Source organism: Streptomyces sp. R33, assembly GCF_041200175.1.
Classification (GTDB): domain Bacteria; phylum Actinomycetota; class Actinomycetes; order Streptomycetales; family Streptomycetaceae; genus Streptomyces; species Streptomyces katrae_B.
The window spans coordinates 5228722-5254143 of the sequence record NZ_CP165727.1 but is presented as its reverse complement, the minus strand read 5'-3'; the positions used below and the strand labels follow the sequence as shown (position 1 = coordinate 5254143).

The 25422-nt window shown below is 72.4% G+C and carries 23 protein-coding genes; 9 read left to right on the top strand and 14 right to left on the bottom strand.

What is annotated here, in order from left to right; genetic code table 11:
• The first annotated feature begins 123 nt into the window (after positions 1-123).
• Entirely contained in the window at positions 124-654 is a 531-nt protein-coding gene (locus AB5J51_RS24110) for a GtrA family protein (protein ID WP_053791081.1), read from the top strand.
• Between the two features lie 63 nt (positions 655-717).
• Here AB5J51_RS24110 and AB5J51_RS24105 read toward each other — a convergent pair whose 3' ends face one another.
• Both AB5J51_RS24105 and AB5J51_RS24100 read right to left on the bottom strand, forming a co-directional pair.
• Complete coding sequence (locus tag AB5J51_RS24105; RefSeq protein WP_136226203.1) at positions 718-1983, bottom strand: ATP-binding protein; 1266 nt, start codon at positions 1981-1983, stop codon at positions 718-720.
• A 12-nt stretch (positions 1984-1995) separates the two neighbouring features.
• Positions 1996-2673, bottom strand: a complete 678-nt coding sequence (locus AB5J51_RS24100) for a response regulator transcription factor (protein ID WP_030865957.1) — start codon at positions 2671-2673, stop codon at positions 1996-1998.
• A 495-nt stretch (positions 2674-3168) separates the two neighbouring features.
• Between AB5J51_RS24100 and AB5J51_RS24095 the strand changes: the two genes are divergently transcribed.
• Positions 3169-4686: a peptide MFS transporter gene (locus tag AB5J51_RS24095; RefSeq protein ID WP_053791079.1), complete on the top strand. Its 1518-nt coding sequence runs from the start codon at positions 3169-3171 to the stop codon at positions 4684-4686.
• Between the two features lie 81 nt (positions 4687-4767).
• On the opposite strand, the gene AB5J51_RS24090 is transcribed toward AB5J51_RS24095, so the two are convergent.
• The 8 genes from AB5J51_RS24090 to hutU all read right to left on the bottom strand — a co-directional run bounded on the left by AB5J51_RS24090 (position 4768) and on the right by hutU (position 14521).
• A complete protein-coding gene (locus AB5J51_RS24090) occupies positions 4768-6066 on the bottom strand; it encodes a hypothetical protein (RefSeq protein ID WP_369778622.1) in 1299 nt (432 codons plus the stop codon).
• Positions 6067-6080: 14 nt separating this feature from the next.
• Complete coding sequence (locus AB5J51_RS24085) at positions 6081-7172, bottom strand: hypothetical protein (protein ID WP_369778621.1); 1092 nt, start codon at positions 7170-7172, stop codon at positions 6081-6083.
• On the bottom strand, positions 7169-8155 hold the full coding sequence (locus AB5J51_RS24080; RefSeq protein ID WP_369778620.1) for a hypothetical protein: 987 nt from the start codon (positions 8153-8155) through the stop codon (positions 7169-7171). Before AB5J51_RS24080 ends, AB5J51_RS24085 begins: the two co-directional genes overlap by 4 nt.
• Positions 8156-8172: 17 nt before the next feature.
• Positions 8173-8838: an LPXTG cell wall anchor domain-containing protein gene (locus tag AB5J51_RS24075; protein ID WP_133897859.1), complete on the bottom strand. Its 666-nt coding sequence runs from the start codon at positions 8836-8838 to the stop codon at positions 8173-8175.
• A 158-nt stretch (positions 8839-8996) separates the two neighbouring features.
• Complete coding sequence (hutI, locus tag AB5J51_RS24070; protein WP_053791076.1) at positions 8997-10175, bottom strand: imidazolonepropionase; 1179 nt, start codon at positions 10173-10175, stop codon at positions 8997-8999.
• A 124-nt stretch (positions 10176-10299) separates the two neighbouring features.
• Positions 10300-11640: a formimidoylglutamate deiminase gene (locus AB5J51_RS24065; protein ID WP_369780301.1), complete on the bottom strand. Its 1341-nt coding sequence runs from the start codon at positions 11638-11640 to the stop codon at positions 10300-10302.
• On the bottom strand, positions 11631-12821 hold the full coding sequence (locus AB5J51_RS24060) for an allantoate amidohydrolase (protein ID WP_053791122.1): 1191 nt from the start codon (positions 12819-12821) through the stop codon (positions 11631-11633). The genes AB5J51_RS24065 and AB5J51_RS24060 overlap by 10 nt, the downstream gene beginning before the upstream one ends.
• A 35-nt stretch (positions 12822-12856) precedes the next feature.
• Positions 12857-14521: a urocanate hydratase gene (gene hutU / locus AB5J51_RS24055; RefSeq protein WP_369778619.1), complete on the bottom strand. Its 1665-nt coding sequence runs from the start codon at positions 14519-14521 to the stop codon at positions 12857-12859.
• A gap of 104 nt (positions 14522-14625) precedes the next feature.
• Here hutU and AB5J51_RS24050 point away from each other — a divergent pair, with 104 nt between their 5' ends.
• Positions 14626-15990 carry a diaminopimelate decarboxylase gene (locus tag AB5J51_RS24050; protein ID WP_369778618.1) on the top strand — a complete coding sequence of 455 codons (1365 nt, stop codon included), beginning with the start codon at positions 14626-14628 and terminating at the stop codon, positions 15988-15990.
• Positions 15991-16187: 197 nt separating this feature from the next.
• Positions 16188-16673 carry a hypothetical protein gene (locus AB5J51_RS24045; RefSeq protein ID WP_136226208.1) on the top strand — a complete coding sequence of 162 codons (486 nt, stop codon included), beginning with the start codon at positions 16188-16190 and terminating at the stop codon, positions 16671-16673.
• Between the two features lie 115 nt (positions 16674-16788).
• Here AB5J51_RS24045 and AB5J51_RS24040 read toward each other — a convergent pair whose 3' ends face one another.
• Positions 16789-17631, bottom strand: a complete 843-nt coding sequence (locus tag AB5J51_RS24040) for a MurR/RpiR family transcriptional regulator (protein ID WP_053791071.1) — start codon at positions 17629-17631, stop codon at positions 16789-16791.
• A gap of 190 nt (positions 17632-17821) precedes the next feature.
• Between AB5J51_RS24040 and AB5J51_RS24035 the strand changes: the two genes are divergently transcribed.
• Positions 17822-18187: a hypothetical protein gene (locus tag AB5J51_RS24035; protein WP_053791070.1), complete on the top strand. Its 366-nt coding sequence runs from the start codon at positions 17822-17824 to the stop codon at positions 18185-18187.
• 416 nt (positions 18188-18603) lie between these two features.
• Here AB5J51_RS24035 and AB5J51_RS24030 read toward each other — a convergent pair whose 3' ends face one another.
• Entirely contained in the window at positions 18604-19989 is a 1386-nt protein-coding gene (locus tag AB5J51_RS24030) for a cystathionine beta-synthase (protein WP_030296949.1), read from the bottom strand.
• A 134-nt stretch (positions 19990-20123) separates the two neighbouring features.
• Between AB5J51_RS24030 and AB5J51_RS24025 the strand changes: the two genes are divergently transcribed.
• From AB5J51_RS24025 to AB5J51_RS24015, 3 genes are all read left to right on the top strand, one after another.
• On the top strand, positions 20124-21176 hold the full coding sequence (locus AB5J51_RS24025) for an SGNH/GDSL hydrolase family protein (protein ID WP_234382998.1): 1053 nt from the start codon (positions 20124-20126) through the stop codon (positions 21174-21176).
• 165 nt (positions 21177-21341) lie between these two features.
• Positions 21342-22562 (top strand): acetyl-CoA C-acetyltransferase, encoded by a 1221-nt coding sequence (locus AB5J51_RS24020; protein WP_053791068.1) that lies wholly within the window; start codon positions 21342-21344, stop codon positions 22560-22562.
• A gap of 293 nt (positions 22563-22855) precedes the next feature.
• Complete coding sequence (locus AB5J51_RS24015) at positions 22856-23695, top strand: hypothetical protein (RefSeq protein WP_206310777.1); 840 nt, start codon at positions 22856-22858, stop codon at positions 23693-23695.
• Here AB5J51_RS24015 and AB5J51_RS24010 read toward each other — a convergent pair.
• Positions 23679-24044 (bottom strand): hypothetical protein, encoded by a 366-nt coding sequence (locus AB5J51_RS24010; RefSeq protein WP_053791066.1) that lies wholly within the window; start codon positions 24042-24044, stop codon positions 23679-23681. The two genes, AB5J51_RS24015 and AB5J51_RS24010, sit on opposite strands and share 17 nt — an antisense overlap.
• A gap of 106 nt (positions 24045-24150) precedes the next feature.
• Between AB5J51_RS24010 and AB5J51_RS24005 the strand changes: the two genes are divergently transcribed.
• Positions 24151-24381 (top strand): DUF4287 domain-containing protein, encoded by a 231-nt coding sequence (locus tag AB5J51_RS24005; RefSeq protein WP_030156482.1) that lies wholly within the window; start codon positions 24151-24153, stop codon positions 24379-24381.
• Between the two features lie 129 nt (positions 24382-24510).
• Here AB5J51_RS24005 and AB5J51_RS24000 read toward each other — a convergent pair whose 3' ends face one another.
• A complete protein-coding gene (locus AB5J51_RS24000) occupies positions 24511-25359 on the bottom strand; it encodes a Bax inhibitor-1/YccA family protein (RefSeq protein ID WP_369778617.1) in 849 nt (282 codons plus the stop codon).
• Positions 25360-25422: the final 63 nt, after the last annotated feature.

Genomic DNA, 25422 nt, shown 5'->3' with positions numbered 1-25422 from the left:
GTGTGCGGAGGCACAGACGGGCCCGTGGGACGACACTTAGCATGTCTGGGTTGACCGAAGGCGGGCACACGCCTCCACGGACGCCTCCGCGCGGGGCGGCGAAGGACAGGACCGATCCATCTCATGAGCACCCCGCAGCAGGGATCCGCCCTCGACCGCCTCCGCGGCCTGGGCCGCGAGGTCGCGAAGTTCGGGGCCGTCGGCGGCGTGGGTGTGCTCGTCAACCTGGGTGTCTTCAACCTGATCCGCCACACGACGGACCTGCAGGTGGTCCGGGCGAGCGTCATAGCCACCGTCGTGGCGATCGTCACCAACTACATCGGCTTCCGGTACTTCACCTACCGCGACCGCGCACACACGGGGAGCTCACGCGAGCTGCCGCTGTTCGCGGCCTTCAGCGTGATCGGCCTGGTGATCGAGAACGGCGTGCTGTACACGGCCACCTACGGGTTCGGCTGGGACGGCCCGCTCGCCACGAACGTGTTCAAGTTCATCGGCATCGGCACGGCCACCGTGTTCCGCTTCTGGTCGTACCGGACGTGGGTCTTCAAGGCCCTGCCGGAAGCCGCCCCGGCTTCGCCGGCCGCCGCGGCGCGCGGCGGGGCCGGGAGCGGCGAGAGCTCCGCACGCGCCCCCGAGCCCGCCGGCAAGTAGCCGTACGCGGCCCTGCGGGCGCCCGGACGGCTCAGCGAACCGTCTGCTCAGCGGACCGTGTGCTCAGCGGACCGTGTGCTCCGGCTCCGGCCGCTCCGGCGCCGTCCGGCTCAGGAACAGCGCGAACACCGGCGGCTGCGTCTGCAGCAGCTCCAGGCGCCCCCCGTCGGCCTCCGCGAGGTCCCGGGCCACCGCCAGGCCGATCCCGGTGGAATTGCGGCCGCTGATGGCCCGCTCGAAGATCCGGTTGCCGAGGTCCGCCGGGACCCCCGGCCCCTCGTCCGTGACCTCCAGCACCGCCTGGTTCCCGATCACCCGGGTACGCAGCGCCACCGTGCCGCCCCCGTGCATCAGCGCGTTCTCCACCAGCGTGGCCAGCACCTGCGAGACCGCCCCCGGGGTGCCGACGGCCCGCATGCCCGTCTTGCCGGAGCGCACGATCGCCCGGCCCGCGCTGCGGTAGGCCGGCCGCCACTCCTCCACCTGCTGCTTGACGACCTCGTCCAGGTCGAAGGGGACCGCCGAGCCCGTGCGCGGGTCCCGCGAGTTCGTCAGCAGCCGTTCGACCACGTCCGTGAGCCGCTCCACCTGGGTGAGGGCGATGCTCGCCTCCTCCCGCACGGTCTCCAGGTCCTCGGTGACCGTGATCTCCTCCAGCCGCATCGACAGGGCCGTGAGGGGGGTGCGCAGCTGGTGCGAGGCGTCCGCGGCCAGCCGCCGCTCGGCGGTCAGCATCCGGCCGATCCGCTCGGCGCTGGAGTCCAGCACGTCCGCGACCCGGTCCAGCTCGGGGACCCCGTACCGCTTGTGCCGGGGCCGCGGGTCGCCGGAGCCCAGCCGCTCGGCCGTCTCGGCCAGGTCCGTGAGCGGGGAGGCCAGCCGGTTGGCCTGCCGTACGGCGAGCAGGACGGCCGCCACGACGGCGAGCAGCGCCACCGCGCCCACCACCGCCAGGGTCCGCCCGACCTCGCGGGTCACCGTGGAGCGGGACTCCTCGACGACGACGGTCTCGCCCTGCTCGCCCTTGGCGGTGCCGCGGATGACGCTGTCGGGGATCCGGTCGCCGACCTCCACGGGCGGCTGCCCGGGGACGGTGATGCGGGCGAAGCGGCCCATGTCCAGCTGCTCGGCGAGGGCCTGGGCGTCGATGGGCTTGTGCTCCAGGACGCTCGCCTCGACGATGCCGACCAGGCGCAGCGCCTCGGACTCGATGCGGTCCTGGGCACTGCTGGTGATCGTCCGGGTCTCCACGATCACGAGGGAGACCCCGAAGACGGCGATGACGACGAGCACCACGGCGAGCGTGGAGTTGATCAGACGGCGGCGCATGCTCCGGTGCCGCTAGCTCTTCTCGAAGCGGAAGCCGACGCCGCGGACGGTGGCGATGTAGCGCGGGTTGGCGGCGTCGTCGCCTAGCTTCTTGCGGAGCCAGGAGATGTGCATGTCGAGGGTCTTGGTGGAGGACCACCACGTGGTGTCCCAGACCTCGCGCATCAGCTGGTCACGGGTGACGACCCGGCCGGCGTCGCGGACCAGGACCCGCAGCAGGTCGAACTCCTTGGCCGTGAGCTGGAGCTCCTCCTCCCCCATCCAGGCGCGGTGCGACTCGACGTCGATCCGCACGCCGTGGGTGGCCGGGGCCTGGGTGGCGTCGTTGGCGCCGCGCCGCAGCAGGGCCCGTACCCGGGCCAGCAGCTCGGCGAGGCGGAAGGGCTTGGTCACGTAGTCGTCGGCGCCGGCGTCCAGGCCGACGACCGTGTCGACCTCGTCCGCCCGGGCGGTGAGCACCAGGATGGGGAAGCCATGGCCCTCGGCGCGCAGCCGGCGGGCGACCTCGAGGCCGTCCATGCCGGGCAGGCCCAGATCCAGGACGACGAGGTCGACGCCGCCCTGCAGTCCCGCGTCCAGGGCGGTGGGGCCGTCCTCCCGGACCTCGACCTCGTACCCTTCCCGGCGCAGGGCGCGGGCCAGGGGCTCCGAGATGGATGCGTCGTCCTCGGCGAGCAGTACACGCGTCATGTGGGTGATGGTAGTCCGCGGGGACGATGCGCAGGGGCGCACCTGCGCACCCCTGCCGATCTGGTCTTATGTCTGAGAGCGGCCTTCGAATGTGGCCAAACGGTTCCCTGACCGCCTTGTGATCCATCTCTCAAGTCCTTTCATATGCCGCAGTGTCGTGTCGTATGGTGGCGAGACGCCTGATGCACTACCTCTGAGACCTTTGTGCCGAAAAGCGAGCCGAAGGTCTCGATTCTGTCCGGATCGATCAGGGGGTCTTGACGACCTGCCTCTTCGACTTCGGTGACAGTGAATGACCTGTGGGCCGGGCCCCGCGCGCGAAATGGTGCGCCTGGGGCGTGGATCCCGGTTACGGACATCCCGCTGCCCCCCTCCTGTCGGGACGGGGGCAGACCCCTGGGCGTGGGGTGGGAACCCGTCGCCGGTGCCGGCCGCCCCCCACCGGGCGCTGTTCCGCTCACGAAGCGAAGCGTCCCGACCAAGCAAGGATCGACCATGGCTTCCAGCCTGACGAGGGACTCGGCGGATCCGTCCACCGAGAAGACCTTCTTCGGCCACCCCCGTGGCCTGGCCACTCTGTTCATGACCGAGATGTGGGAGCGTTTCTCCTACTACGGCATGCGTGCACTGCTGGTGTACTACCTGGTCTCGGGCGGCGCCGACGCCGCCACGGGCAGCCAGGGTGGCGGTCTGGCCATGACCGCGGCCACGACCACGGCCATCTACTCCGTGTACGTCTCCATGGTCTACCTGATGGCCATGCCGGGCGGCTGGTTCGGTGACCGCGTCTGGGGCGCCCGCAAGACCGTCGCCATCGCAGGCTTCGTGATCATGGCCGGTCACCTGTCGCTGGCCCTGCCGGGCCAGGCGATGTTCTTCGTCGGTCTGATCCTCGTCGCGGCGGGCTCCGGCCTGCTGAAGGCCAACATCTCCACGATGGTCGGCCACCTGTACGACGGTCCCGAGGACCCGCGCCGTGACGGTGGCTTCACGCTCTTCTACATCGGCATCAACCTCGGCGCCTTCGTCGCCCCGCTCGTCGTCGGAACGGTCGGCAAGGAGCACAACTGGCACCTGGGCTTCGCCCTCGCCGCCCTCGGCATGGGCCTGGGTCTGACCCAGTTCCTGCTCGGCACCAAGCACCTGAGCCCGAAGAGCAGCCTGGTCCCGAACCCGCTGACGCCGGAGGAGCGCAAGGCCGTCCTCACCAAGGTCGTCCTCGCGGTCGTGGGCATCGCCGTCTTCTACGGTGCCGTGGTCGCCCTCGGCGCCTACACGCTGAACTGGGCCCTGGTCCCGCTGACGCTGGCCGGTCTGTTCATCCCGATCGCCGTCCTGACGCGCATCAAGCGCGACAAGGACCTGTCGGGTGCCGAGCAGTCGAAGATGACCGCGTACATCTGGTTCTTCATCGCCGCCGCCGTCTTCTGGATGATCTACGACCAGGGTGGCTCCACGCTGTCCCTGTTCGCCGACGACAAGACCGCCAGCACCGTCTTCGGCCTCGGCTTCTCGGCCACCTGGTACCAGTCGCTGAACCCGCTGTTCGTGATGGCGCTGGCCCCGGTCTTCGCCTGGCTGTGGGTGTGGCTGGCGCGCAAGAACCAGGAGCCGAACACCATCGTGAAGTTCGCGATGGGCCTGGTCCTGATCGGTGCCTCGTTCTTCGTCTTCATCGTCCCGATGAACATGGCGGGCGGCGACGTCAAGGTCTCCCCGATGTGGCTGGTCTCGATCTACATGATCCAGACCATCGGTGAGCTGTGCGTCTCCCCGGTCGGCCTCTCCGTCACCACGAAGATGGCCCCGCAGAAGTACGCCTCCCAGATGATGGGTGTCTGGTTCCTCGCGGTCACCGCCGGTGACTGCATCACCAGCCTGCTCTCCATCGCCGGTGTGGACCTGAACGGCCTCTGGGTGATCGCCCTGCAGGCGGCCGCCGCCGCCCTGGCCGGCTTCGCGGTCTACGCGTACCGCAAGAAGGTCCAGGCGCTGATGGGCGACGTGCACTGACGCACCCCCGCAACGCGCGCAGCGGCCCGGCACACCTCCTGGTGTGCCGGGCCGCTGCGTTGTACGAAGCCGTCGTACGGGTTACCGCGTGCCGCGCAGCCGGCGCCACGGGGTGAAGGTGAAGACCGCGCCGCCGAGCAGGATCACCGTGCCCGCGACCAGGGCGAGGGCCTTGATGCCGCCCTCGTCCTCGGCGCCCGTCTCGGCCAGGCCGCCCGAGGCGGTGGTGGAGCCGGTGGTGGCCGGCGAGCCGGAGCCGCCCTCCTGGGCCGTGGTGTCGAGCTCCAGCGAGACGCCGCTGCTGGCCGCCTTGCAGGGCACGTTGATCGGCGTGGACCCGGGGGCCATCGTGACGTCGATCGTCAGCTGGTCCGGGCTCAGCGTGACCTTGCCGGTCTTGCCGGGCTTGTAGGTGCCGGTCATGTCACTGAGGCTGACCGGGGCCTTGTCCGGGATCGGCTCCGCGTTGGCCGGCCCGGAGACCTTGACCATGCCGCTGTCGGCGCCGCCGAGCTTGACGTTCATCGAGGGCTTGAGGGCCCCCGCCGGCAGGGCCATCGGGCTGGCCATCGCGCCCTTGGCGGTCTTGACGGTCAGGTCGTAGCTGCCGCCGTTCTTCTTGGCGTTGATCGTGACCGGGGTCTTGATGCCCCCGGGGACGACCGGGCCGCAGTCGAAGGCGACCTCGACGGGCTTGCCCGGGAAGTCGGTCTGACCCCCGCCGCCACCGCTGGTGGACCCGCCGTTGGCCGAGCCGCCACTGGTGGATCCACCGTTGGTCGACCCGCCGTTCGTAGACCCGCCGTTAGTGGAGCCGCCGTTAGCGGAGCCGCCGCTCGTCGTGCCGCCGCTGGTGCCGGCCGTCACGTCGATGGTGGCCCCGACGCCCACGGCGCCCGTGGGTGCGCACTTGGTGACGAAGGTGCCGAAGGAGAAGGTGACCGCGACGTCGTACTTGCCGGGGGTCAGGGTGATCTTGCCGGCCTTGGTGAGCTTCAGCTTCCCCTTCATCGTGGACATCTGCATGGGGGCCTTCTTGGGGATCGGCGGGTTCTTCTTCTCCCCGACGACCTTCAGCTCGCCGCCCCCGCCGCCCACCGTGATCCAGCCGGTGGGCTGGACCGAGTCCTGCGGGATGTCCATCAGGTCCGTGTTGTTCGAGGCCGGCTTCACGGTCTCCCAGGACACGTCGACCTCGTCACCGACCTTCGCCGAGGCCGGAGCGGTGACCTTGGCGGTGGTCTCGCCCTCCACCGGGTCGCCGCCGCCTGCCGGCGGCACGCACTTGACGTTGAACTTGGTCTCGGCCGCCTGGGCGGGAGTGGCCCCGATGGCTATGCCTGCGCCGCCGAGCAGCAGCGCGATCACGGCCGCGCTCACCCTCCGTTGGGTCTTCACAAAGGTCCTTTCGTCGTCGGGCTGTTCTCAGACGGTGCGGACGCCTGTGGTACGTGTGGGGATCTCGGCCCGGGCTCGCTGTCCGGGGTGAACCACGGCAGGACCGCCGTGGTGGTCCCGGGGGAGTCCTGCGCGGCCGCCGGCCCGGACTCGGCAGCGCCCGGCTCCGGGGCCTGCGCGCCCCGGTGGCGGCCGCCGGCCGGCGCCGTACGCGGCCGGACCCGGTCGACGACGGCCATGCCGATCCGGAAGACCGCGGCCGGGATCACCAGCAGGAGCAGGCCCCAGAACAGCAGCACCCCGTACGGGCGGTCCACGCCCCAGGGCTGCGTGGCCACGACCGTGTCGCCGTACTTGAGGGAGACGGTGTAGTCCCCGTGGGCCCCCGCGGCGAGGCTGACGTCCAGCCGGACCTCCGCCTTGCCGCCCGGCGGGATCGTGCCCTTCCACCGGACCTCGTCCCACAGCGGTGCGTACACCCCGTGGGCGGTGCCGAGCTGGAAGACCGGGTCCTTGACCGGGGCCGAGCCGAGGTTGCCGACGGTGACCGTGAACTTCCTGCCGGGCGGGGCGCCGAACCAGGTCAGCACCCCGTCCTCGCCCTCGAGCCGGACCCCGGTGAGCATCGCCAGGCGCGCCGTGCCGGACTCGGCGGGCAGCTCGGCCACCGGGTGGTCGGTGATCTTCAGGGGGGCGGCGACGGTGGACTGGTCCCCGTTGACGGAGGTGACGTTGACGACGCAGGGGCAGGGCTTGGGCGGTGCCACGACGGGCAGCCGGGCGGTGAAGTGCCCGTCGTCGCCGACCGAGACCGCGGTTCCGTCGGCGTTGGCGCAGCTGTTGGTGCCGCCGATCATGTTCTGTCCGCAGACCAGCAGCATCACCAGGGTCTTCGCCCGCCAGCCGGTGCCGGTGACGGTGATCTCCGTGCCCTTCGCGGCCTCCTGGAGCGAGAGCGCCACGGCGGGCTTGCCCTCGGCGGCCACCACGGCCGGGGCCGGGAACAGGACCAGGGCGCACACCGCCAGCCCCGCCGCGAGCAGGGCCCCGGCCTTGCCGCCGACCGTTCCGCCGACCTTGGCGCTCACCTGGATGCTCCCGTCAGCTCGTGTTCCGGTGCCCGGCTCCCCGCGGGTACGGGCTCCTCGTACGCCGGCGGCTCCCTGCGGCTGCGCCGGCTGCGTACGAGGAGCAGAGCGGCCGCGGTGACCCCGCCGAGGCCGAGCAGCCCGGCGCCCGTCCGGGCCGCGAGGCCCCAGGGCACGAACCACGCCGAGGCGGTGGCGGTGGCCGGGGCGGCGCCGGGGGCGGTGACCGTGAGGGTGAGGGCGACGTCGTCGAGGACCGGGGCGCCGGGCCAGGGCTCGGTCAGCGACACCCGCTGGCCGGGGAGCAGCTCCACCGGCAGGGCGCGGGCGGTCCGGCCCGGGACCTCGCCGAAGAGGCCCTCGGCGCGCAGCGCCAGTTCGGGGGCGAGGGCCACGTTGCCGCGGTTGACCAGGGTGTACGCGACCACCGCGGCCGCGCCCTTGCCGCGTACGGAGACGTCCTCGACCGTGAGGGCGGCCAGCGTCGGGCCGCCGACGCGCAGGTCGACCCGTACGCCCACCTCGCGGCCGTCCTCGGTGGCGACCACGGCGGCCGGGTGGTCGCCGGGGAGGGCCGCGGGCGGCAGGGTGACGGTGAAGGGGACCACCGCGCGGGTGCGGGGCGGGACCTTCACGGTGGCGGCGGCCCCGAAGCTGATCCAGGACCCGGCGCCGGCCGATTCCTGCCCGGGGCGCACGGCGAAGGCCCCGCCGGCCGTGTTGTAGGCGTCGGCCCCGCGCAGGGTGACGGTGCGCTCCCGGTCGGAGGTGTTGGTCAGGGCCAGCCGGTCCTCCAGGACGGTGCCGGCGGGGCCCGCGAGGTAGAAGGACGGCCGGGCCGCCGCGGCGCCGCCCGCGGCGGGCTCGGCGGTCCAGCCGGGCTCGTCGGCGGCGGCCCCCGCCACGGACCCGAACAGCAGGGCCGCGGCGAGCAGCGCGAGACACAGGCGCCGGACGGAACCGGGGATGTGGAGCACGGGCATGGCCGGGGGTGCTCCGTTCAGGACCGGGCCCGCTGGCCGCGCCGGGTCAGCCAGAGCACGCCGGCGGCGCCGGTGAGCAGCACGGTGCCGCCGAGGGTGCCGAGGGCGAGGGCGGAGTCGGTGGGCCCGGTCTGCGGGAGGGTGTCCTGCGGGGTGCTGCCCCCGGACTGCGGGCCCGCCGTCACGTCCAGCTCCAGGGACGGCTTGGGGCTGTTGCCGGGGGTGCAGGTGGTGGTGGTCCCCAGCGCCTTGATGGTGAGCACGCCCGCGGTGAAGGTGACCTTGCCGCTCTTCTTGGGGGTGTAGGTGCCCGAGAGGTCGGTGATCTTGATGGGGGTGTTGGCGGGCACGGCCTCGGGGTTGGGCGCACCCGACACCGGCACGGACACCTTCTCCGCGCCGTCGGCCAGGATGACGGCGCTGGGGCTCATCGCGCCCTTGCCGAGTTCGACGGGGCTGGACGAGACGCCCTTCTGGAAGGACATCGTCAGCTTGTAGCCGTCGCCCTCCTTGACGGCTTTGATGTCGATGGGCGACACCGCCGACTTGTCCCCGATGGGGGTCTTGCAGTCGTACGCCACGTCGACGACGTCGGCCCGGGCTGCGGGGGCGGCCAGCAGGACCGCCGTTCCGGCCAGCGCGGAGGCCAGCGCAAGCGCGGTGGAGCGTTTCCGGTCGGTCACCTTCGTCTTCCCCTCGGGCCACAAGTTACTGACGACACATCAGATTGGTGGCTCAAGGTACGCCCGGGACCTTGCGGAGGGAAGACACGGGACAGGCCTGGATCCACGGCCTTTCGGCCGCCTGGATTCAGGCCATGTCCGGGCGGATCGGCGGTCGTTCAGGCGGCGCGGACGCCTCGCTGCCAGACGGCGCGGACGAGCGGGACACCGGGCCGGTAGGCCAGGTGGACGTGGCTCGGGGCCTCCAGGAGGGCCAGGTCGGCGCGGGCTCCGGGGGCGATCCGGCCGATGTCGCTGCGGCGCAGCGCCCGCGCGCCACCGGCGGTGGCCGCCCACAGCGCCTCGTCCGGGGTCATCCGCATGTCCCGGACCGCGAGCGCGATGCAGAACGGCATGGAACTCGTGTACGAGGAGCCCGGGTTGCAGTCGGTGGACAGCGCGACGGTGGCGCCCGCGTCGATGAGGCGGCGGGCGTCGGGCCACTGGGCGCGCGTGGAGAACTCGGCACCGGGCAGCAGCGTCGCGACGGTGGTGTCCGCGGCCTGCACGAGGGCGTCGACGTCGGCGTCGGTGAGGTGGGTGCAGTGGTCGGCGGAGGCGGCCTCCAGCTCGACGGCGAGCTGCACGCCGGGGCCGTAGGACAGCTGGTTGGCGTGCACGCGCGGGATCAGCCCGGCGGCGGCGCCGGCGGTGAGGATCGCGCGCGCCTGGTCGCCGTCGAAGGCGCCCTTCTCGCAGAACACGTCCACCCAGCGGGCGTACGGGGCGCAGGCCGCCAGCATCTCGCCGGTGACGAGGTCGACGTAGCCGGCCGGGTCCTCGGCGTAGTCGGGGGACACGATGTGCGCGCCGAGGTAGGTGACCTCCTCGGTGTGCGCGGCGGCGATGCGCAGCGCGCGGGCCTCGTCCTCGACCGTGAGGCCGTAGCCGGACTTCGTCTCGAACGTGGTGGTGCCCTGGCGGCGGGCCTCGTCGAGGTGGCGCAGCAGGTTGGCCTCGAGCTCGGCGTCGGTGGCGGCACGGGTGGCGGCGACGGTGGTGCGGATGCCGCCGGCGGAGTAGCTGCGCCCGGACATCCGGGCGTTGAACTCGGCGGTGCGGTCCCCGGCGAAGACGAGGTGCGAGTGGGAGTCGACGAAGCCGGGGATCAGCGCACGGCCCTGCGCGTCGAAGGCCGAGTCGGTGGCGGGGGCGCCGGCGGCCGGGCCGACCCAGGCGATGGTCTCGCCGTCGATCACGACGGCGGCGTTCTCGATCAGGCCGAGGGGGCTGCCGTCGCCGAGCGCGGGGTCGTTGGTGACGAGGCTGCCGATGTTGGTGATGACGGTGGTGGTCATGGTTCCCTTCGGGTTCGTTCCAGCCCGCGCGGCGTTTGAGCGCACGGGCGCGGAGCGCACGTACGGGGGTCCGGGGCCTGCCTGCCCCGGTTTCGGGAAGGGGCGGGGTGGGGGGAGGACAACGTCAGCCGCGGACGGCCGCGATGGACTCGGACAGGGCGGACGCCACGTCCGGGACAAGGGTGTGCGACCCGTCGCGGACGATGTGCCGGCCCCCTACCACCGTGTGGCGGACGTCCGAGGCGGTGGCCGCGAACACCGCCGTCTCGGCGCCGAGCCGCGGCAGGGGACCTGCGGTACGGACGGAGTCCAGCGCGATCGTGGTGAAGTCCGCGAGCGCACCCGCCTCCAGGCGCCCCGCGTCGGCCAGACCAAGGGCCGCATGACCGTCCGCCGTCGCCGCCGTCAGCAGCGCGTTCGCCGTCCAGTGGCCCCGGGTCCGGCTGCTCAGGCGCTCGTTGAGCTCCATCGCCCGCGCCTCCTCCAGCAGGTCGATCACCGCATGGCTGTCGCTGCCGAGCGAGAGCGGGCTGCCGGCCTGCTGGAGCCGGCGGGCCGGGCCGATGCCGTCGGCGAGGTCCCGCTCGGTGGTGGGGCACATGCACGTACCGGTCGTGGTCCCGCCCAGCAGCGCGATGTCCCCGTCCGTCAGGTGCGTGTTGTGGACGCCGGTGGTGCGCGGGCCGAGGACCCCGTGGTCGGCCAGGAGCTGGGTCGGGGTACGCCCGTGCGCGGCCCGGCAGGCCTCGTTCTCGGCGGTCTGCTCGGAGAGGTGGACGTGCAGCGGGGCCTGCCGCTCCTCGGCCCAGCGGGCGACCGTGGCCAGCTGCCCGGCCGGTACGGCGCGCACGGAGTGGATCGCCGCGCCGATCAGGGCGTGCCCGCGGGGCTTGAGCGCCGAGACGCGCTCGGCCCAGGCGTCGGCCGTCCCGTCGGAGAACCGCACCTGGTGCGGGTTGGGCGCCTCTCCGAAGCCGGACGACAGGTACGCCGTGTCGAGCAGCGTGATCCGGATGCCCGCCTCCGCGGCCGCCTCGATCAGGGCCTCGCCCATGGCGTTGGGGTCCGCGTACGGGGCGCCGCCGGGTGCGTGGTGGACGTAGTGGAACTCGCCGACGTTGGTGATGCCGGCCAGCGCCATCTCCGCGTACACCGCGCGCGCGAGCGCGAAGTACGTGTCGGGGGTGAGGTTCTGGGCGACCTGGTACATGAACTCGCGCCAGGTCCAGAAGGTCCCGGAGCCCACCTGCACCAGCGAGCGCAGCGCCCGGTGGAACGCATGCGAGTGCGCGTTGGCCAGCCCGGGGACGGTCAGCCCGCGCAGTACCTCGGCCCCCGGCGGCGGGGCGTCGACCCCGGTCCGCAGGGCCGCGATCCGCCCGTTGGCGCCCACCTCGAGGGCCACGCCCGGCTCGACGTGGGCGCCGAGCCAGGAGTGTTCCAACCAGTACGTCTTCACCGGCAGGCCAGTCCTTCCAGTACGTCGGCCAGAGCGAGGACACCGGCCACGCAGTCGTCCTCGGGGGCGAACTCCTTCGGCGAGTGGGAGACGCCGGTCGGGTTGCGTACGAACAGCATCGCGGTCGGCACGGCTGCGGAGAGGATTCCGGCGTCGTGTCCCGCCCCGGTCCCGAGGACGGGGACGGAGCCGCCGAGGATCCGGTTCATCTCGTCGCGCAGCGCGTGCTCGAACTCGACGACCGGGGTGAAGGACTCCCGGACGATGGCCAGGTCGATCCCGTCCTGGTCGGCGCGCTCGCGGGCGGCCTTCTCGATGGCGGTGACCACCGCGTCGAGGGTGGCCTGGTCGGCGGCGCGGGAGTCGAGCCAGCCGCGTACGAGGGACGGGATGGCGTTGACCCCGTTCGGCTCGACGGCGATCTTGCCGAAGGTCGCGACGGCGCCGGCGAGGGCCGCCTCCGTACGGGCGGCCAGGACGGTCGCCGCGTACGTGAGCATCGGGTCGCGCCGGTCCACGAGGCGGGTGGTGCCCGCGTGGTTGGCCTCGCCGTGGAAGTCGAACCGCCAGCGGCCGTGCGGCCAGATCGCGGACGCGATGCCGACGGCGTCACCGGACAGGTCCAGCGCCCGGCCCTGCTCGACGTGCAGCTCGACGAACGCGCCGATGCGGGCGAGGCGTTCCGGGTCGGCGCCGATGGCCTCGGGGTCGTACCCGGCGGCCTCCATGGCCCGGGGCAGGCTGATCCCGTCGGCGTCGCGGAGCTCGTACGCCTTCTCCTTGGTCAGCTGCCCGGCGGCGAGCCGGGAGCCGACGCAGGCGAGACCGAAGCGGGCCCCTTCCTCGTCGCCGAAGTTGGTGATGGCCAGTGGCCTGGCGAACTCCGCGCCCCTCCTGCGGAGTTCGTCCAGGGCCGCGAAGGAGGACACCACGCCGAGGGGGCCGTCGAAGGCGCCGCCGTCGGGCACGGAGTCCAGGTGGGAGCCGGTGACGACGGCGTCACCGGCGAGGGGGTCGCCGAGCCAGGCCCACTGGTTGCCGTTGCGGTCGGTCTCGTACGTGAGGCCGCGGGCCTCCGCCTGGGCCTGGAACCAGGTCCGGCAGTCGGCGTCGGCACCGGTCCACGCGTAGCGGCGGTACCCGCCGGAGTCGGCGTGGCGGCCGATGGGGGCGAGCTCGTTCCACATGCCGTGGAACGAGGTCGCCCCTGCGGGGTTGTCGCTCACGCGTCGTCGCCCTCGCGCATGGGGACCCGGACGCCGCGCTCGTCCGCGACCGACTCGGCGATGTCGTAGCCCGCGTCGACGTGGCGGATGACGCCCATGCCGGGGTCGTTGGTGAGGACGCGGCGGATCTTCTCGCCCGCGAGCTTGGTGCCGTCGGCGACGGTGACCTGGCCCGCGTGGATCGAGCGGCCCATGCCGACGCCGCCGCCGTGGTGGATCGAGACCCAGGAGGCGCCGGAGGCGACGTTGACCATGGCGTTGAGCAGCGGCCAGTCGGCGATCGCGTCGGAGCCGTCGAGCATGGCCTCGGTCTCGCGGTACGGGGAGGCGACGGAGCCGCAGTCGAGGTGGTCGCGGCCGATGGCCAGCGGGGCGGCGAGGGTGCCGTCGGCCACCATCTCGTTGAAGCGCTCGCCGGCCTTGTCGCGCTCGCCGTAGCCGAGCCAGCAGATGCGCGCCGGCAGGCCCTGGAAGTGGACGCGCTCGCCGGCCATCTTGATCCAGCGGTGCAGCGACTCGTTCTCCGGGAAGAGCTCGAGCATGGCCTTGTCGGTCTTGTGGATGTCCGAGGCCTCGCCGGACAGGGCCGCCCAGCGGAACGGGCCCTTGCCCTCGCAGAACAGCGGGCGGATGTACGCCGGGACGAAGCCGGGGAAGGCGAACGCGCGGTCGTAGCCGGCCAGCTGGGCCTCGCCGCGGATGGAGTTGCCGTAGTCGAAGACCTCGGAGCCGGCGTCCATGAAGCCGACCATGGCCTCGACGTGCCTGGCCATGGACTCGCGGGCCCGCGTGGTGAAGCCGGCCGGGTCCTTGGCCGCGTACGCCGCCATGTCGTCGAAGTCGACACCCACCGGGAGGTAGGAGAGCGGGTCGTGGGCCGAGGTCTGGTCGGTCACGATGTCGATCGGGGCGCCCTCGGCCAGCATCTGCGGGAGCAGCTCGGCCGCGTTGCCGAGCAGGCCGATGGAGAGGGGCTTGCGGGCGTCGCGCGCCTCGACCGCGAGCTGCAGCGCGTGCCGCAGATCGTCGGCCTTGACGTCGAGGTAGCGGTGCTCGATGCGGCGCTCGATGGCGCGCGGGTCGACGTCGATGCAGATCGCGACGCCGTCGTTCATCGTCACGGCCAGCGGCTGGGCGCCGCCCATGCCGCCGAGGCCGGCGGTCAGGGTGATGGTGCCGGCGAGGGTCCCGTTGAACTTCTTGGCCGCGACGGCCGCGAAGGTCTCGTACGTGCCCTGCAGGATGCCCTGGGTGCCGATGTAGATCCAGGAGCCGGCGGTCATCTGGCCGTACATGGTCAGACCGAGGTGCTCCAGGCGGCGGAACTCCTCCCAGTTGGCCCAGTCGCCGACCAGGTTGGAGTTGGCGAGCAGCACGCGCGGCGCCCACTCGTGGGTCTGCATCACGCCGACCGGGCGGCCGGACTGGACGAGCATCGTCTCGTCCTGCTTGAGGGTCCGCAGGGTGCGGACCATCGCGTCGAAGGAGCGCCAGTCGCGCGCCGCCTTGCCGGTGCCGCCGTAGACGACGAGCTTGTCGGGGTGCTCGGCGACCTCGGGGTCGAGGTTGTTCTGCAGCATCCGGAGGGCGGCTTCCTGCTGCCATCCCAGGGTGCTGAGCTCGGTGCCTCGCGCAGCACGTACGGGGCGGGGTCCTGACATGGCGGTGCCTCCTCCGATGTTGGTCAATCTATTCACATCCTGACTTCCTGAATAGATTCAGTCAACAGCTGCGGGCCGACCCGCCGGATGATTGGCTGACGGACATGCCTGCCGAGATGCACGCGATGAACGCGATGACGCGCCGGGACATGGCCGTACGGGCCGCGGTCGAGCAGGGTCTGGTGGGCGGGGCGGACGCTGCGGAGCCGCTGGTCTGCCTGCTGGACGTGACCGGGATCCGGTCCTCCGCCGACGCTCTGACCAGCGCCTTCGCGAGCGCGCTGGCGCCCGGCACCCCCGTCCTGCACGCCTTCGCGGTGAAGGCCTGCCCGCTCGTGCCGGTGCTGCGGCTGCTCGCGGACTGCGGCCTCGGCTGCGAGGTCGCGAGCCCCGGCGAGCTGGTGCTGGCCCGGGCGGCGGGGGTCGGGCCGGAGCGGACGGTTCTGGACTCCCCCGCCAAGACGGTGGCCGAGCTGCGCGAGGCGCTGGCGCTCGGGATCGCCGTCAACGCCGACAACCGGCAGGAACTGGAACGCCTGGACGCCCTGGTCGCCGAGGCCCCCACGACGGCCCCTCTGGGGATCCGGATCAACCCGCAGACGGGCGCGGGCACGATCGACGCCCTCTCGACGGCCACCGCGACGTCGAAGTTCGGGATCGCGCTACGGGATCCGGGGGCGCGCGAGTGGCTCGTACGCGCCTTCCTGGACCGGCCGTGGCTGACCCGGCTGCACGCCCACTCGGGCTCCCAGGGCGTGCCCCTGCCCCTGATCGCGGAAGGGGTCCGCGCCCTCCACTCCCTGGCGGAGGAGATCAACGCCGCGGCCGGCCGCCGCCAGGTCGACACCCTCGACATCGGCGGTGGCCTGCCGGTGAACTTCGCGTCGGACGTTGAGAGCCCGACGTACGCGCAGTACGTGGCGGCCCTCCGCGAGGCCGTCCCGGCACTGTTCTCCGGCCGCTACGGCCTGGTGACGGAGTTCGGCAGGTCACTGCTGGCCAAGCACGGGCTGGTGCTCTCCCGGGTCGAGTACACGAAGACCACCGGGGGCCGCCCCATCGCCCTCACGCACGCCGGGGTCCAGCTGGCGACCCGTACGGTCTACGCGCCGGCGGCGTGGCCGCTGCGGATCCTGCCGTACGACGCGAAGGGCACCCCGAAGACGGGACCGCCGGTCGCCCAGGACATCGCGGGCCCGGCGTGCTTCGCGAGCGACCTGCTGGCCACGGCCCGGGAGCTCCCGGAACTGGCCCCGGGCGACCTGATCGCGGTCCCGGACACGGGCGCGTACTTCTTCACGGCCCACTACGGCTACAACAGCCTCCCGCGCCCGGCCGTCCACGGCTACACGACGACCCGCTCGGGCGCGGTCCACTTCACCCCGGCCCGCCCGGCCCAGTCGGCGGCATCGATCGTGACGGAGGCGGGCGGCGACTTCGGGGAGGCCCTGGTCCGGATGGACGACTGATCGCCGTCGGGTCTGCGGGGCGGGGAGGAGCGGGGCGGCAGTCCTCCCGGCGACATGGGCGGCTATCAAATCCACCAAAATCCGTCAAGTCACGAATTCCAGGGTCATGACGCGATCCGGCCGCCGGGGCTTACTGGATGCACGGGCTCACGCAGAACCGGTGGCCCACTCCCCCTCCCTCCCCTGGAAGGTCTCCCATGTCTCTCACCTCCCGCACCCTGCGTCTCGCGCTGCTGACCGCCTCGACCTCGCTGGCCGCCGGAGGCGTACTGCTCCCCACCGGCGCGTTCGCCGCCCCGGCGACGCCGCATACGATCACCCTCCCGGCCGACCGCGGCGGCAACGACCACGACGACCGCCGGGGCGAGGACAGCAAGGACGACCGGGTCCCGTCCGACGAGAAGGTCCCGTCTGACGAGAACCCCGCGGGCGAGGGCGAGGTTCCTTCCAAGCCGGCGGACTCCGACGGTGTGGTTCCGGAGAGCTACTGCAACGACCCGAAGGCGGCCCCGGGGCTGTGCGTCGACGGCAAGCCCCTGCCGAAGGGCGACGGCACCGTCAAGGTCCCGATGGGATCGGTGCTCTGCCTCGGGGTCGACACTCCCGAGCAGTGCGCGGCGAGGCAGCCCAAGCCCCCCGTCCCGGGCGGCACGGGCAGCTCCACCATCGGGCTCGCGGTCTGACACCGCCAGTCCCCGGAGCACACGAAGGGCGCGACTCCCCCAGGAGCCGCGCCCTTCCGCACACGCGCTCCGCCCCCCCGGGCCCCGGGGGGGTGGAGGCCCCGCACAGGAGCCCCTACTCCACGAACAGCCCCCGCGCCGCCGCCCGGGCGTCGAAGGCTTCCAGGCGGGCCTGGGCGTCCGGGAGGGCGTCCGCCATCGCCTCCAGGAGGACCCGGCCCAGCAGCATCGGCGCGCACGCGGTGTCGAAGGCCAGTCCCGTCCCGACGGGCGCCGGGATCAGCAGGTCCGAGGAGCGGGCCACCGGCGCGAACGCCGAGTCCGCGACCGTCACCACCTTCAGTCCGGCCGCCCGCGCGTGGTCCAGGGCCTCCGCCACCTCCCGCGGATGCCGCGGCAGCGCGAAGCACAGCAGCGCCGAGGCCCCGGCCCCGGCGGCCGCGTCGATCCGGTCGGCGAGCATCGAGCCGCCCTCGTCGAGGAGCCGTACGTCCGGATGCACCTTGGCGGCGAAGTACGCGAACCCGCGCGCCTGCGAGGACGCCGCCCGCAGTCCGAGCACGGGCAACGGCCTGGACGCGGCGAGCACCCGGCCCGCCTCCTCGACCGGCGAGGGGTCGGCCAGCATCGCCGACAGCTGCCGCAGGTTTTCGATCTCGCCCTGGACGGCCTGCTGGTACTCGTTGTACCCGTCCTCCTGCGCGGCCTCGGCCCGCTCGGCGGGAGCCACCTCGCGCAGGTGCCGGCGCAGCGCCGGATATCCGTCGAAGCCGAGCGCCACCGCGAAACGGGTCACCGAGGGCTGGCTCACCCCGGCCAGCTCGGCGAGCTCCACGCTCGACAGGAACGGTACGTCCGCCGCGCCCCGGACCATGCAGTGGGCGATCCGCCGCTGGGTGGGCGTCAGCCGGTGCCCCTCGAACAGCTTCTGCAGCCGTGCTGCCGGGCTGTCGCTCATCCCGACCCCCTCCGTCCCCGTGATTATTCAGTCACCGAGCACTCTGCATGCGGTTATGCAGGACGGCAAGCCGCGGACCGCTCCGCGAGACGGTCCGGAGCGTGGAGGGCGGGGATACGGGCGGCGACGGCCCGCGGATACGGGGGCTACCCCCAGTGCCGCGGCCGGCGCCCGTTCCTACCCTGGGCGCATGGAGTCCCAGGAGCTGAAGAAGGAACTCGACGCGACGTTGGACGCCCGGCGCGAGCTGGGGCCGGACTACGAGGCCGCGCTCGTGGACTCCTTCGTGGAGAAGGTCGACACCCAGGTGCGCCGCCGGCTGGCCGAGGAACGCCTGGCCGCCGTCCGCGGGGGCCGGGGCGGGGGCTCGCCGGCACCGCTGGACGGCACCTTCGGCGAACGCTTCGGTTTCGCGATCATCACACTGGTCCTGGCGATCCCGCTGTCGGCCATCGGCGCCACGCAGGCGGGGTTCAAGGGCCTGCTGGTCGCCTGGGCGGGCGTCGTCGGCGTGAACTTCGTCCACGCCGCCAAATCCTTCCGCCACCGCCCCTGACCGCTGCGCGGTCCCCTCACCGCTGCACGGGCGAGCGAGCCGAAGGGGCGCGCCTGGGGGCCCTGTGAGTCGGGCAACGGCGCCCCGGAGGCGAGCCGAGCCCCATAAAAAAGGGTGTGCGCGGGGACCGCCGCACCCTCGCGAGAGCGAGGGGCGGGACGACGGCGGTCCCCGCGAAGGACACGGGCCGGGTCAGGGCCGGCCGCGTCCGTGGCGTCCGCGCGGTCCGGGAGCCGCTCCGGATTCACGCCAACACCGTTCGGTGGTGCCGGCCGGGGCGTTTGCGCTCCTGCCGACAACCACCACTGTGCCGGAGCCGTGTTAAGCCGGTGCTGCCGCCACATGACGGGCCCGTACCGTTTGCGCGACATGCCGACCCGACTGCCGACACGACGTCATCCCGCCACCGGCAGCGGCTACTTCGCGCCCTTCGCGAGGAACGCCAGCAGGTCCTGACGGCTGACCACGCCGGTCGGCTTGCCCTCGACCAGCACGATCGCCGCGTCCGCCTCGCCCAGTACGGACATCAGCTCCGACACCGGCTCGCCCGAGCCGACCTGCGGCAGCGGCTTGCTCATGTGCTTCTCGAGCGGGTCGGACAGCGAGGCCTGCTTCGCGAACAGCGCCGACAGCAGCTCCTTCTCCACCACCGAGCCGATGACCTCGGCGGCCATCACGTCCGGGTGGCCGGCGCCGGGCTTGACGATCGGCATCTGCGAGACGCCGTACTCGCGCAGCACCTCGATGGCCTCGCCCACGGTCTCCTCGGGGTGCATGTGGACCAGGGACGGCATGGCGCCCTCCTTGTCCGCGAGCACGTCGCCGATGCGCGCCGCGGGGCCCGCCTCCTCGAGGAAGCCGTGACCGGCCATCCACTCGTCGCTGAAGATCTTGCTCATGTAGCCGCGGCCGCTGTCCGGCAGCAGGACGACGACGACGTCGTCCGGGCCGAGCCCCTCGGCGGCCTTCAGCGCCGCGACGACCGCCATGCCGCAGGAGCCGCCGACGAGGAGGCCCTCCTCCTTGGCGAGGCGGCGGGTCATCTGGAAGGAGTCCTTGTCGGACACCGCGATGATCTCGTCGGTGACGTTCGGGTCGTACGCGGTCGGCCAGAAGTCCTCGCCGACGCCCTCGACCAGGTACGGGCGGCCGGAGCCGCCGGAGTAGACCGAGCCCTCGGGGTCGGCGCCGATGACCTTGACCTTGCCGCCGGACACCTCCTTGAGGTAGTTGCCGGTGCCCGAGATCGTGCCGCCCGTGCCGACGCCCGCGACGAAGTGGGTGATCTTCCCGTCCGTCTGCTCCCACAGCTCGGGACCGGTGGTCTCGTAGTGCGAACGGGGGTTGTTCGGGTTGCTGTACTGGTCCGGCTTCCAGGCGCCCGGGGTCTCGCGGACGAGGCGGTCGGACACGTTGTAGTACGAGTCCGGGTGCTCGGGGTCGACGGCCGTCGGGCAGACCACCACGTCGGCGCCGTACGCGCGCAGCACGTTGATCTTGTCCATGGACACCTTGTCAGGGCAGACGAAGATGCACTTGTAGCCCTTCTGCTGGGCCACGATGGCGAGTCCTACGCCGGTGTTGCCGCTGGTCGGCTCCACGATGGTGCCACCGGGCTTGAGGGCACCGCTCTGCTCGGCGGCCTCGATCATCCGGACGGCGATCCGGTCCTTCACGGATCCGCCGGGATTGAAGTACTCGACCTTGGCAAGGACGGTGGCCTGCAGGCCTTCGGTCACACGGTTGAGCTTCACCAGCGGGGTGTTGCCGACGAGGCTGATCATCGAGTCGTGGAATTGCACCATGTTCTCCAGGGAGGGGACTCCACGGGTTCTCCGGGAGGTCCGGCCAGACTATGCGGAAAGGGATTGGCCGACCGGCAGTACGGGGCAGGAAGGTCATCGAGGCCAGGCAGCGAAGCGAGGTGGCTCGAGAGGTGTCCAGGGCGAGGACGGCCCGCCGGATCGCGGCGGGCGCGGCGTACGGCGGCGGCGGGCTCGGGCTGGTCGGAGCCGCCGCCGTGGGGCTGGTGCTGGCGGAGGTCCAGTTCGCCAAGCGGACGGTGGGCACCGGACTGGGCGATCCGCCGCGCGCGGACGGGCTGTACGGGAGCGAATTCGGCAGACCCGAGGCCGGCCCCGGGCTGGAACCGGGCACCGTCCCGCTGCGGCTCGCCATGCTGGGCGACTCCACGGCCGCCGGACTCGGCGTACGCCGGGCCAGACAGACCCCGGCCGCGCTGCTGGCCTCGGGGCTGGCGGCGGTGGCCGAGCGGCCGGTGGAGCTGCGCAACGTGGCCCTCTCCGGGGCCATGTCCGACGACCTCGACCGCCAGGCGGGCCTGCTCCTGGACGGCGGGCTGCCGCCGCCGGACGTGTGCGTGATCATGATCGGCGCGAACGACGTGACGCGGCGCATGCCGCCGACGCAGTCGGTGCGCCACCTCACCTCGGCGGTACGCCGGCTGCGGCTCGCGGGCGCCGAGGTGGTGGTCGGCACCTGCCCCGACCTGGGCACCATCGAGCCGGTGTACCAGCCGCTGCGGTGGCTGGCCCGGCGGGTCTCGCGCCAGCTGGCCGCCGCACAGACCATAGGGGTCGTCGCGCTGGGGGCCCGTACGGTCTCGATGGGGGACCTGCTGGGCCCGGAGTTCGCGGCGAACCCCCGCGAGATGTTCGGCCCGGACTCCTACCACCCGTCGGCGGAGGGGTACGCGACCGCCGCGATGGCCGTCCTCCCCACCCTGTGCGCGGCGCTCGCCCTGTGGCCGGAGTCGGACCGGCTGGAGGTCTCGCGCAACGAGGACATGCTTCCGGTGGCCAAGGCCGCGTCTGCCGCTGCCGGGCAGGCGGGCACCGAGGTCACGGCCGCACGCGGGCCGTGGGCCCTCCTCAAGCACCGTCGCCGCCGCCGCGTCCCGACCGAGGACGTCTCCGCGCCCCCGCCCAACCCGGACCCCGTCCCGGGCCCCCAGGTGGCCGGCACCTGACCCGTCCCGGGCCGATCCGGCGCGGGGCGGGGCGGAACAGGAGACGGCGGGCCGGGCGTTGAACCCGCGGAGCGACCGGCATCACATGCCGAAGCCGGTGACCTCGACCGTACGGGGCGGTAACTTCGCATGCGGTCCCGCAACGACGCACCCCTTGGAGTCCCGATGCCCGAAGCCGTCATCGTTTCCACCGCCCGCTCCCCCATCGGGCGTGCCGGCAAGGGCTCGCTCAAGGACGTCCGCCCGGACGACCTGACCGCCACGATCATCCAGGCCGCCCTCGCCAAGATCCCCGAGCTGGACCCGCGCCAGATCGACGACCTGATGCTCGGCTGCGGCCTCCCCGGCGGCGAGCAGGGGCACAACCTCGCGCGTATCGTCGCGGTGCAGATGGGCATGGACTACCTGCCCGGCACCACGATCACCCGCTATTGCTCCTCCTCCCTCCAGACCTCCCGCATGGCGCTGCACGCCATCAAGGCGGGCGAGGGCGACGTCTTCATCTCCGCCGGCGTCGAGACCGTCTCCCGGTTCGTGAAGGGCTCCTCCGACGGCCTGCCGGACACGCACAACCCGCTCTTCGCCGACGCCGAGGCCCGTACCGCCGCCGTCGCGCAGAGCGAGGGCAGCGACTGGCACGACCCGCGCGCGGACGGCCTGATCCCCGACGCCTACATCTCCATGGGGCAGACGGCCGAGAACCTGGCCCGTCTCAAGGGCGTGACCCGCCAGGACATGGACGAGTTCGGCGTCCGTTCGCAGAACCTCGCCGAGGCCGCGATCAAGAACGGCTTCTGGGAGCGGGAGATCACCCCGGTCACCACCCCGGACGGCACCGTCGTCTCCACGGACGACGGCCCGCGCGCCGGCGTCACCCTGGAGGGCGTCCAGGGCCTCAAGCCCGTCTTCCGCCCCGACGGCCTGGTCACGGCCGGCAACTGCTGCCCGCTCAACGACGGCGCCGCCGCGCTGGTCATCATGAGCGACACCAAGGCCCGCGAGCTGGGCCTGACCCCGCTGGCCCGGATCGTCTCCACCGGCGTCACCGCCCTGTCCCCCGAGATCATGGGCCTGGGCCCGGTCGAGGCGTCGAAGCAGGCCCTGAAGCGCGCCGGCCTGACCGTCGGCGACATCGACCTGTTCGAGATCAACGAGGCCTTCGCGGCCCAGGTCATCCCCTCCTACCGGGACCTGGAGATCCCGCTGGAGAAGCTGAACGTCAACGGTGGGGCCATCGCCGTCGGTCACCCGTTCGGGATGACCGGTGCCCGCATCACCGGCACGCTGATCAACAGCCTGCAGTTCCACGACAAGCAGTTCGGCCTCGAGACCATGTGCGTCGGGGGCGGCCAGGGCATGGCCATGGTCATCGAGCGCCTGAGCTGAGCCGGGGCGAGCATCCGTCCAGACGCCGCAAGGGATCCGCTTGATCCCTTGCGGCGTACTGACACCGATTCCAATCCCGTCGCGGCCGACCTGTGACCGAATCTCCCCCAGGATGTGACCTTTGTCCTGGGGGTTTGCCATTTCCCCAGGTCAGGGCACATCTGCACGCCCCTGGTGTGACCAAAGCCCTGTCCAATTCGTGACGTAATGCACTGCACGCCATTCCCAGGTCGGGACACTCTGATGTAGGAAGTCGGGGGATCGAATCAACCAGGAGTTAGTCAGTGAGCGCCATGTCTCTTGCCCTGCTGCTGACCACGGCCGCCGCCGCGGCCGTGGGCGCTGCTGCGCTGCACGCTGTACACGGCCTGCGCAAGCAGGTGGCGGCCCTCCGCGGTGAGCTGGCCACGCCGGCCCACGTCCGCGGCGGTGCGACCGTCCCGCACGCCCGCAGTGCCGTGCATTCCCCCGCCGCCGAGATACGAGCCGCCGTGGCCGAGGCCCTGGCCGAGGAGCGCGAGCGCGAGCTCGCCGAGGCGCGGGCCTTCTGGGCCGCGCAGGAGGCCCGTGACGCCGCCGACGCTTCCCCACGCTTCGCTGGGGAGGCCCCTACCTCCCTGCTGGGCGGCCTGCCCGGGCTCGGCGAGGACGGTCCGGCCGTCTTCCTGCCCCGCCAGGCGGACCTCGTGGGTCTGGAGCCGGTGCTCGGCGACGAGGCGGCCGACGACTACCCCGAGGATTCCGCCGAGCTGGCCGCCGCCCGCCGGCGTCACCCCTCGCACCCCGACTTCGTACCGGTCCAGGCCTCGGCCCCCGGCGCCGACCACGAGCGCACGGTCAGCCGCCTGGAGGAGCTCGCGGAGGCCCGCACGGCTCTCGCCGACGTCCGCCCGGGCCCGCTGGGCACGCTCGACGTGTACGTCTTCACCGACGGCACCACGCTGTGCATGACCCCGGGCCACCGGGAGACGGCGGAGCGCCTCGCCGAGGCCCTGCGCTCGGGCACCGCGCCGGTCCTGCTGGGCGGCTCGGGCATCTCGGGCGCCTATGCGCTGACCTTCTCCTGCGGTGACCCCCAGGACCCGGACAACAACGTCTACATCCTCGCGGACCGCGTCATCGCGTCGCTCTGACTTCCGCCTGTTCCACCAGCCGCACGGCCTCGTCCAGCATCTCGGACGGGGCCTTCGCGGTTGCCGGGGACTCCTCGGCAGCGGCGGCGCGCAGCGCCTGCGCGAGGTCCAGCCCGGCCACCGCGACCTGGTCCCCGACCACGAAGACCCCCGCGTCGGGCATGTTCCGCGCCGGAGCCGCCCCCTCGGCCCGCTCCGGCGCCTCGAGCACCTGGGCCCGTACGGAGAGCTCCCGGGCCAGCTCCAGCGCCTCGGCGGCGGCCCCCTGCCGGAGACGGCTCTGCGGCATGGCCCGCAGCCGGTCGGCGAAACGTTCCACGGCGGCGGTCAGAGGCGAAGTATCAAGCACCCGGCCGACCTTACGCGCCGCCGCGGCACCATTGCCAACGGGCGAACTCTCCGGCACGGTGGCGTGAAGAGAACAGCACAGCACGGCGATACCTCCGGAGGCGCCCATGTCCGTAGAGTTCTCCGAGCAGACCCACCGGAACATGATCGACAGAATCCCCCAGACCACCGGTCGTGAAGTCTCCGACTGGCTCCGCACGGTGGACGACGGCCCCTCCCTCGTCCGGTTCGAGGAGAAGGTCAGCTGGCTGCGCGGCGCGCACGAGCTCTCGTACGGCCAGGCCAAGGCGATCATCCACGAGTACGACCTGCGCAGGGCCGCCCGCAAGTTCGGCTGAGCCCTCCCCCGTCCCCCTGCCCCTCGATCCCCCGACCCCGACCCCGTACCCCCTCCGAGACGCGGGAAGGCCCCGCGAGCGGTGAGCTCGCGGGGCCTTCCCCACTCCGTGCGGACGGTGCCGGTACGACTAGTCGTCGCCGGAGAGGATCTGGAACAGGCGCAGCAGCTCCAGGTAGATCCACACCAGGGTCACCGTGAGACCGAATGCCGCCAGCCAGGCCTCGTCGCGCGGCGCGCCGTAGGCGATGCCGTCCTCGACCTGCTTGAAGTCCAGGGCGAGGAAGCAGGCGCCGAGGACGACGCCGATGATGCCGAACAGGATGCCCAGGCCGCCGCTGCGGAAGCCGAGGCCGTCGCCGCCCGCGAAGACCGAGAACAGCAGGTTCGCGACCATGAGCAGCATGAAGCCCATGGCGGCCGCCATCACGAAGCCGTAGAAGCGGCGGGTGACGCGGATCCAGCGCATCTTGTACGCGAAGAGCACCGAGGCGAACACGCACATCGTGCCGAGCACGGCCTGGATGACCACGCCGGCACCGAGGTAGGTGCTGGTGGCCGAGCTGATGACGCCGAGGAAGAAGCCCTCGAAGGCCGCGTAGCCCAGGATGATCGCCGGGGAGGCCTTGCGCTTGAAGCTCTGGACGAGTCCGAGGACCATCGCGACGAGCGCTGCGCCGATGGCGACGCCGTACGACTTGCCGACGTTCGCCGGGTCGACGGGCATGGCGATCCACGCGATCGTCGCCGTGAGGATGACCGTACCGAGCGTCATGGCCGTACGGCTCACGACGTCGTCCATCGTCATGACGCCGGTGCGCGCGGGCGCCTGCGGCATGCCGGTGGTCACGTCGGTGGCGTAAGGATTCGTCGCGTACGGGTTGGTCCCGGCCTGCTGGTGCTGCGCGTCAAAACCCGCGTAGCCCCCGCTGTCGCGGCTGAACCCCCGTCGCGAGAAGACCGGGTTGCTGCTCCTCATCTCACTCCTCCATGGCCACCGTGCGCGGCCTTGCAACAAGAGTAATGCGCTCGCAAAGAAAGC

Excerpts from the sequence above, each read along its gene's own strand:
- AB5J51_RS24110 (WP_053791081.1), top strand. The coding sequence starts at position 124 with ATGAGCACCCCGCAGCAGGGATCCGCCCTCGACCGCCTCCGCGGCCTG.
- AB5J51_RS24105 (WP_136226203.1), bottom strand. The coding sequence starts at position 1,983 with ATGCGCCGCCGTCTGATCAACTCCACGCTCGCCGTGGTGCTCGTCGTC.
- AB5J51_RS24100 (WP_030865957.1), bottom strand. The coding sequence starts at position 2,673 with ATGACGCGTGTACTGCTCGCCGAGGACGACGCATCCATCTCGGAGCCC.
- AB5J51_RS24095 (WP_053791079.1), top strand. The coding sequence starts at position 3,169 with ATGGCTTCCAGCCTGACGAGGGACTCGGCGGATCCGTCCACCGAGAAG.
- AB5J51_RS24080 (WP_369778620.1), bottom strand. The coding sequence starts at position 8,155 with ATGCCCGTGCTCCACATCCCCGGTTCCGTCCGGCGCCTGTGTCTCGCG.
- hutI (WP_053791076.1), bottom strand. The coding sequence starts at position 10,175 with ATGACCACCACCGTCATCACCAACATCGGCAGCCTCGTCACCAACGAC.
- AB5J51_RS24060 (WP_053791122.1), bottom strand. The coding sequence starts at position 12,821 with ATGTGGAACGAGCTCGCCCCCATCGGCCGCCACGCCGACTCCGGCGGG.
- hutU (WP_369778619.1), bottom strand. The coding sequence starts at position 14,521 with ATGTCAGGACCCCGCCCCGTACGTGCTGCGCGAGGCACCGAGCTCAGC.
- AB5J51_RS24050 (WP_369778618.1), top strand. The coding sequence starts at position 14,626 with ATGCCTGCCGAGATGCACGCGATGAACGCGATGACGCGCCGGGACATG.
- AB5J51_RS24045 (WP_136226208.1), top strand. The coding sequence starts at position 16,188 with ATGTCTCTCACCTCCCGCACCCTGCGTCTCGCGCTGCTGACCGCCTCG.
- AB5J51_RS24040 (WP_053791071.1), bottom strand. The coding sequence starts at position 17,631 with ATGAGCGACAGCCCGGCAGCACGGCTGCAGAAGCTGTTCGAGGGGCAC.
- AB5J51_RS24035 (WP_053791070.1), top strand. The coding sequence starts at position 17,822 with ATGGAGTCCCAGGAGCTGAAGAAGGAACTCGACGCGACGTTGGACGCC.
- AB5J51_RS24020 (WP_053791068.1), top strand. The coding sequence starts at position 21,342 with ATGCCCGAAGCCGTCATCGTTTCCACCGCCCGCTCCCCCATCGGGCGT.
- AB5J51_RS24015 (WP_206310777.1), top strand. The coding sequence starts at position 22,856 with ATGTCTCTTGCCCTGCTGCTGACCACGGCCGCCGCCGCGGCCGTGGGC.
- AB5J51_RS24005 (WP_030156482.1), top strand. The coding sequence starts at position 24,151 with ATGTCCGTAGAGTTCTCCGAGCAGACCCACCGGAACATGATCGACAGA.
- AB5J51_RS24000 (WP_369778617.1), bottom strand. The coding sequence starts at position 25,359 with ATGAGGAGCAGCAACCCGGTCTTCTCGCGACGGGGGTTCAGCCGCGAC.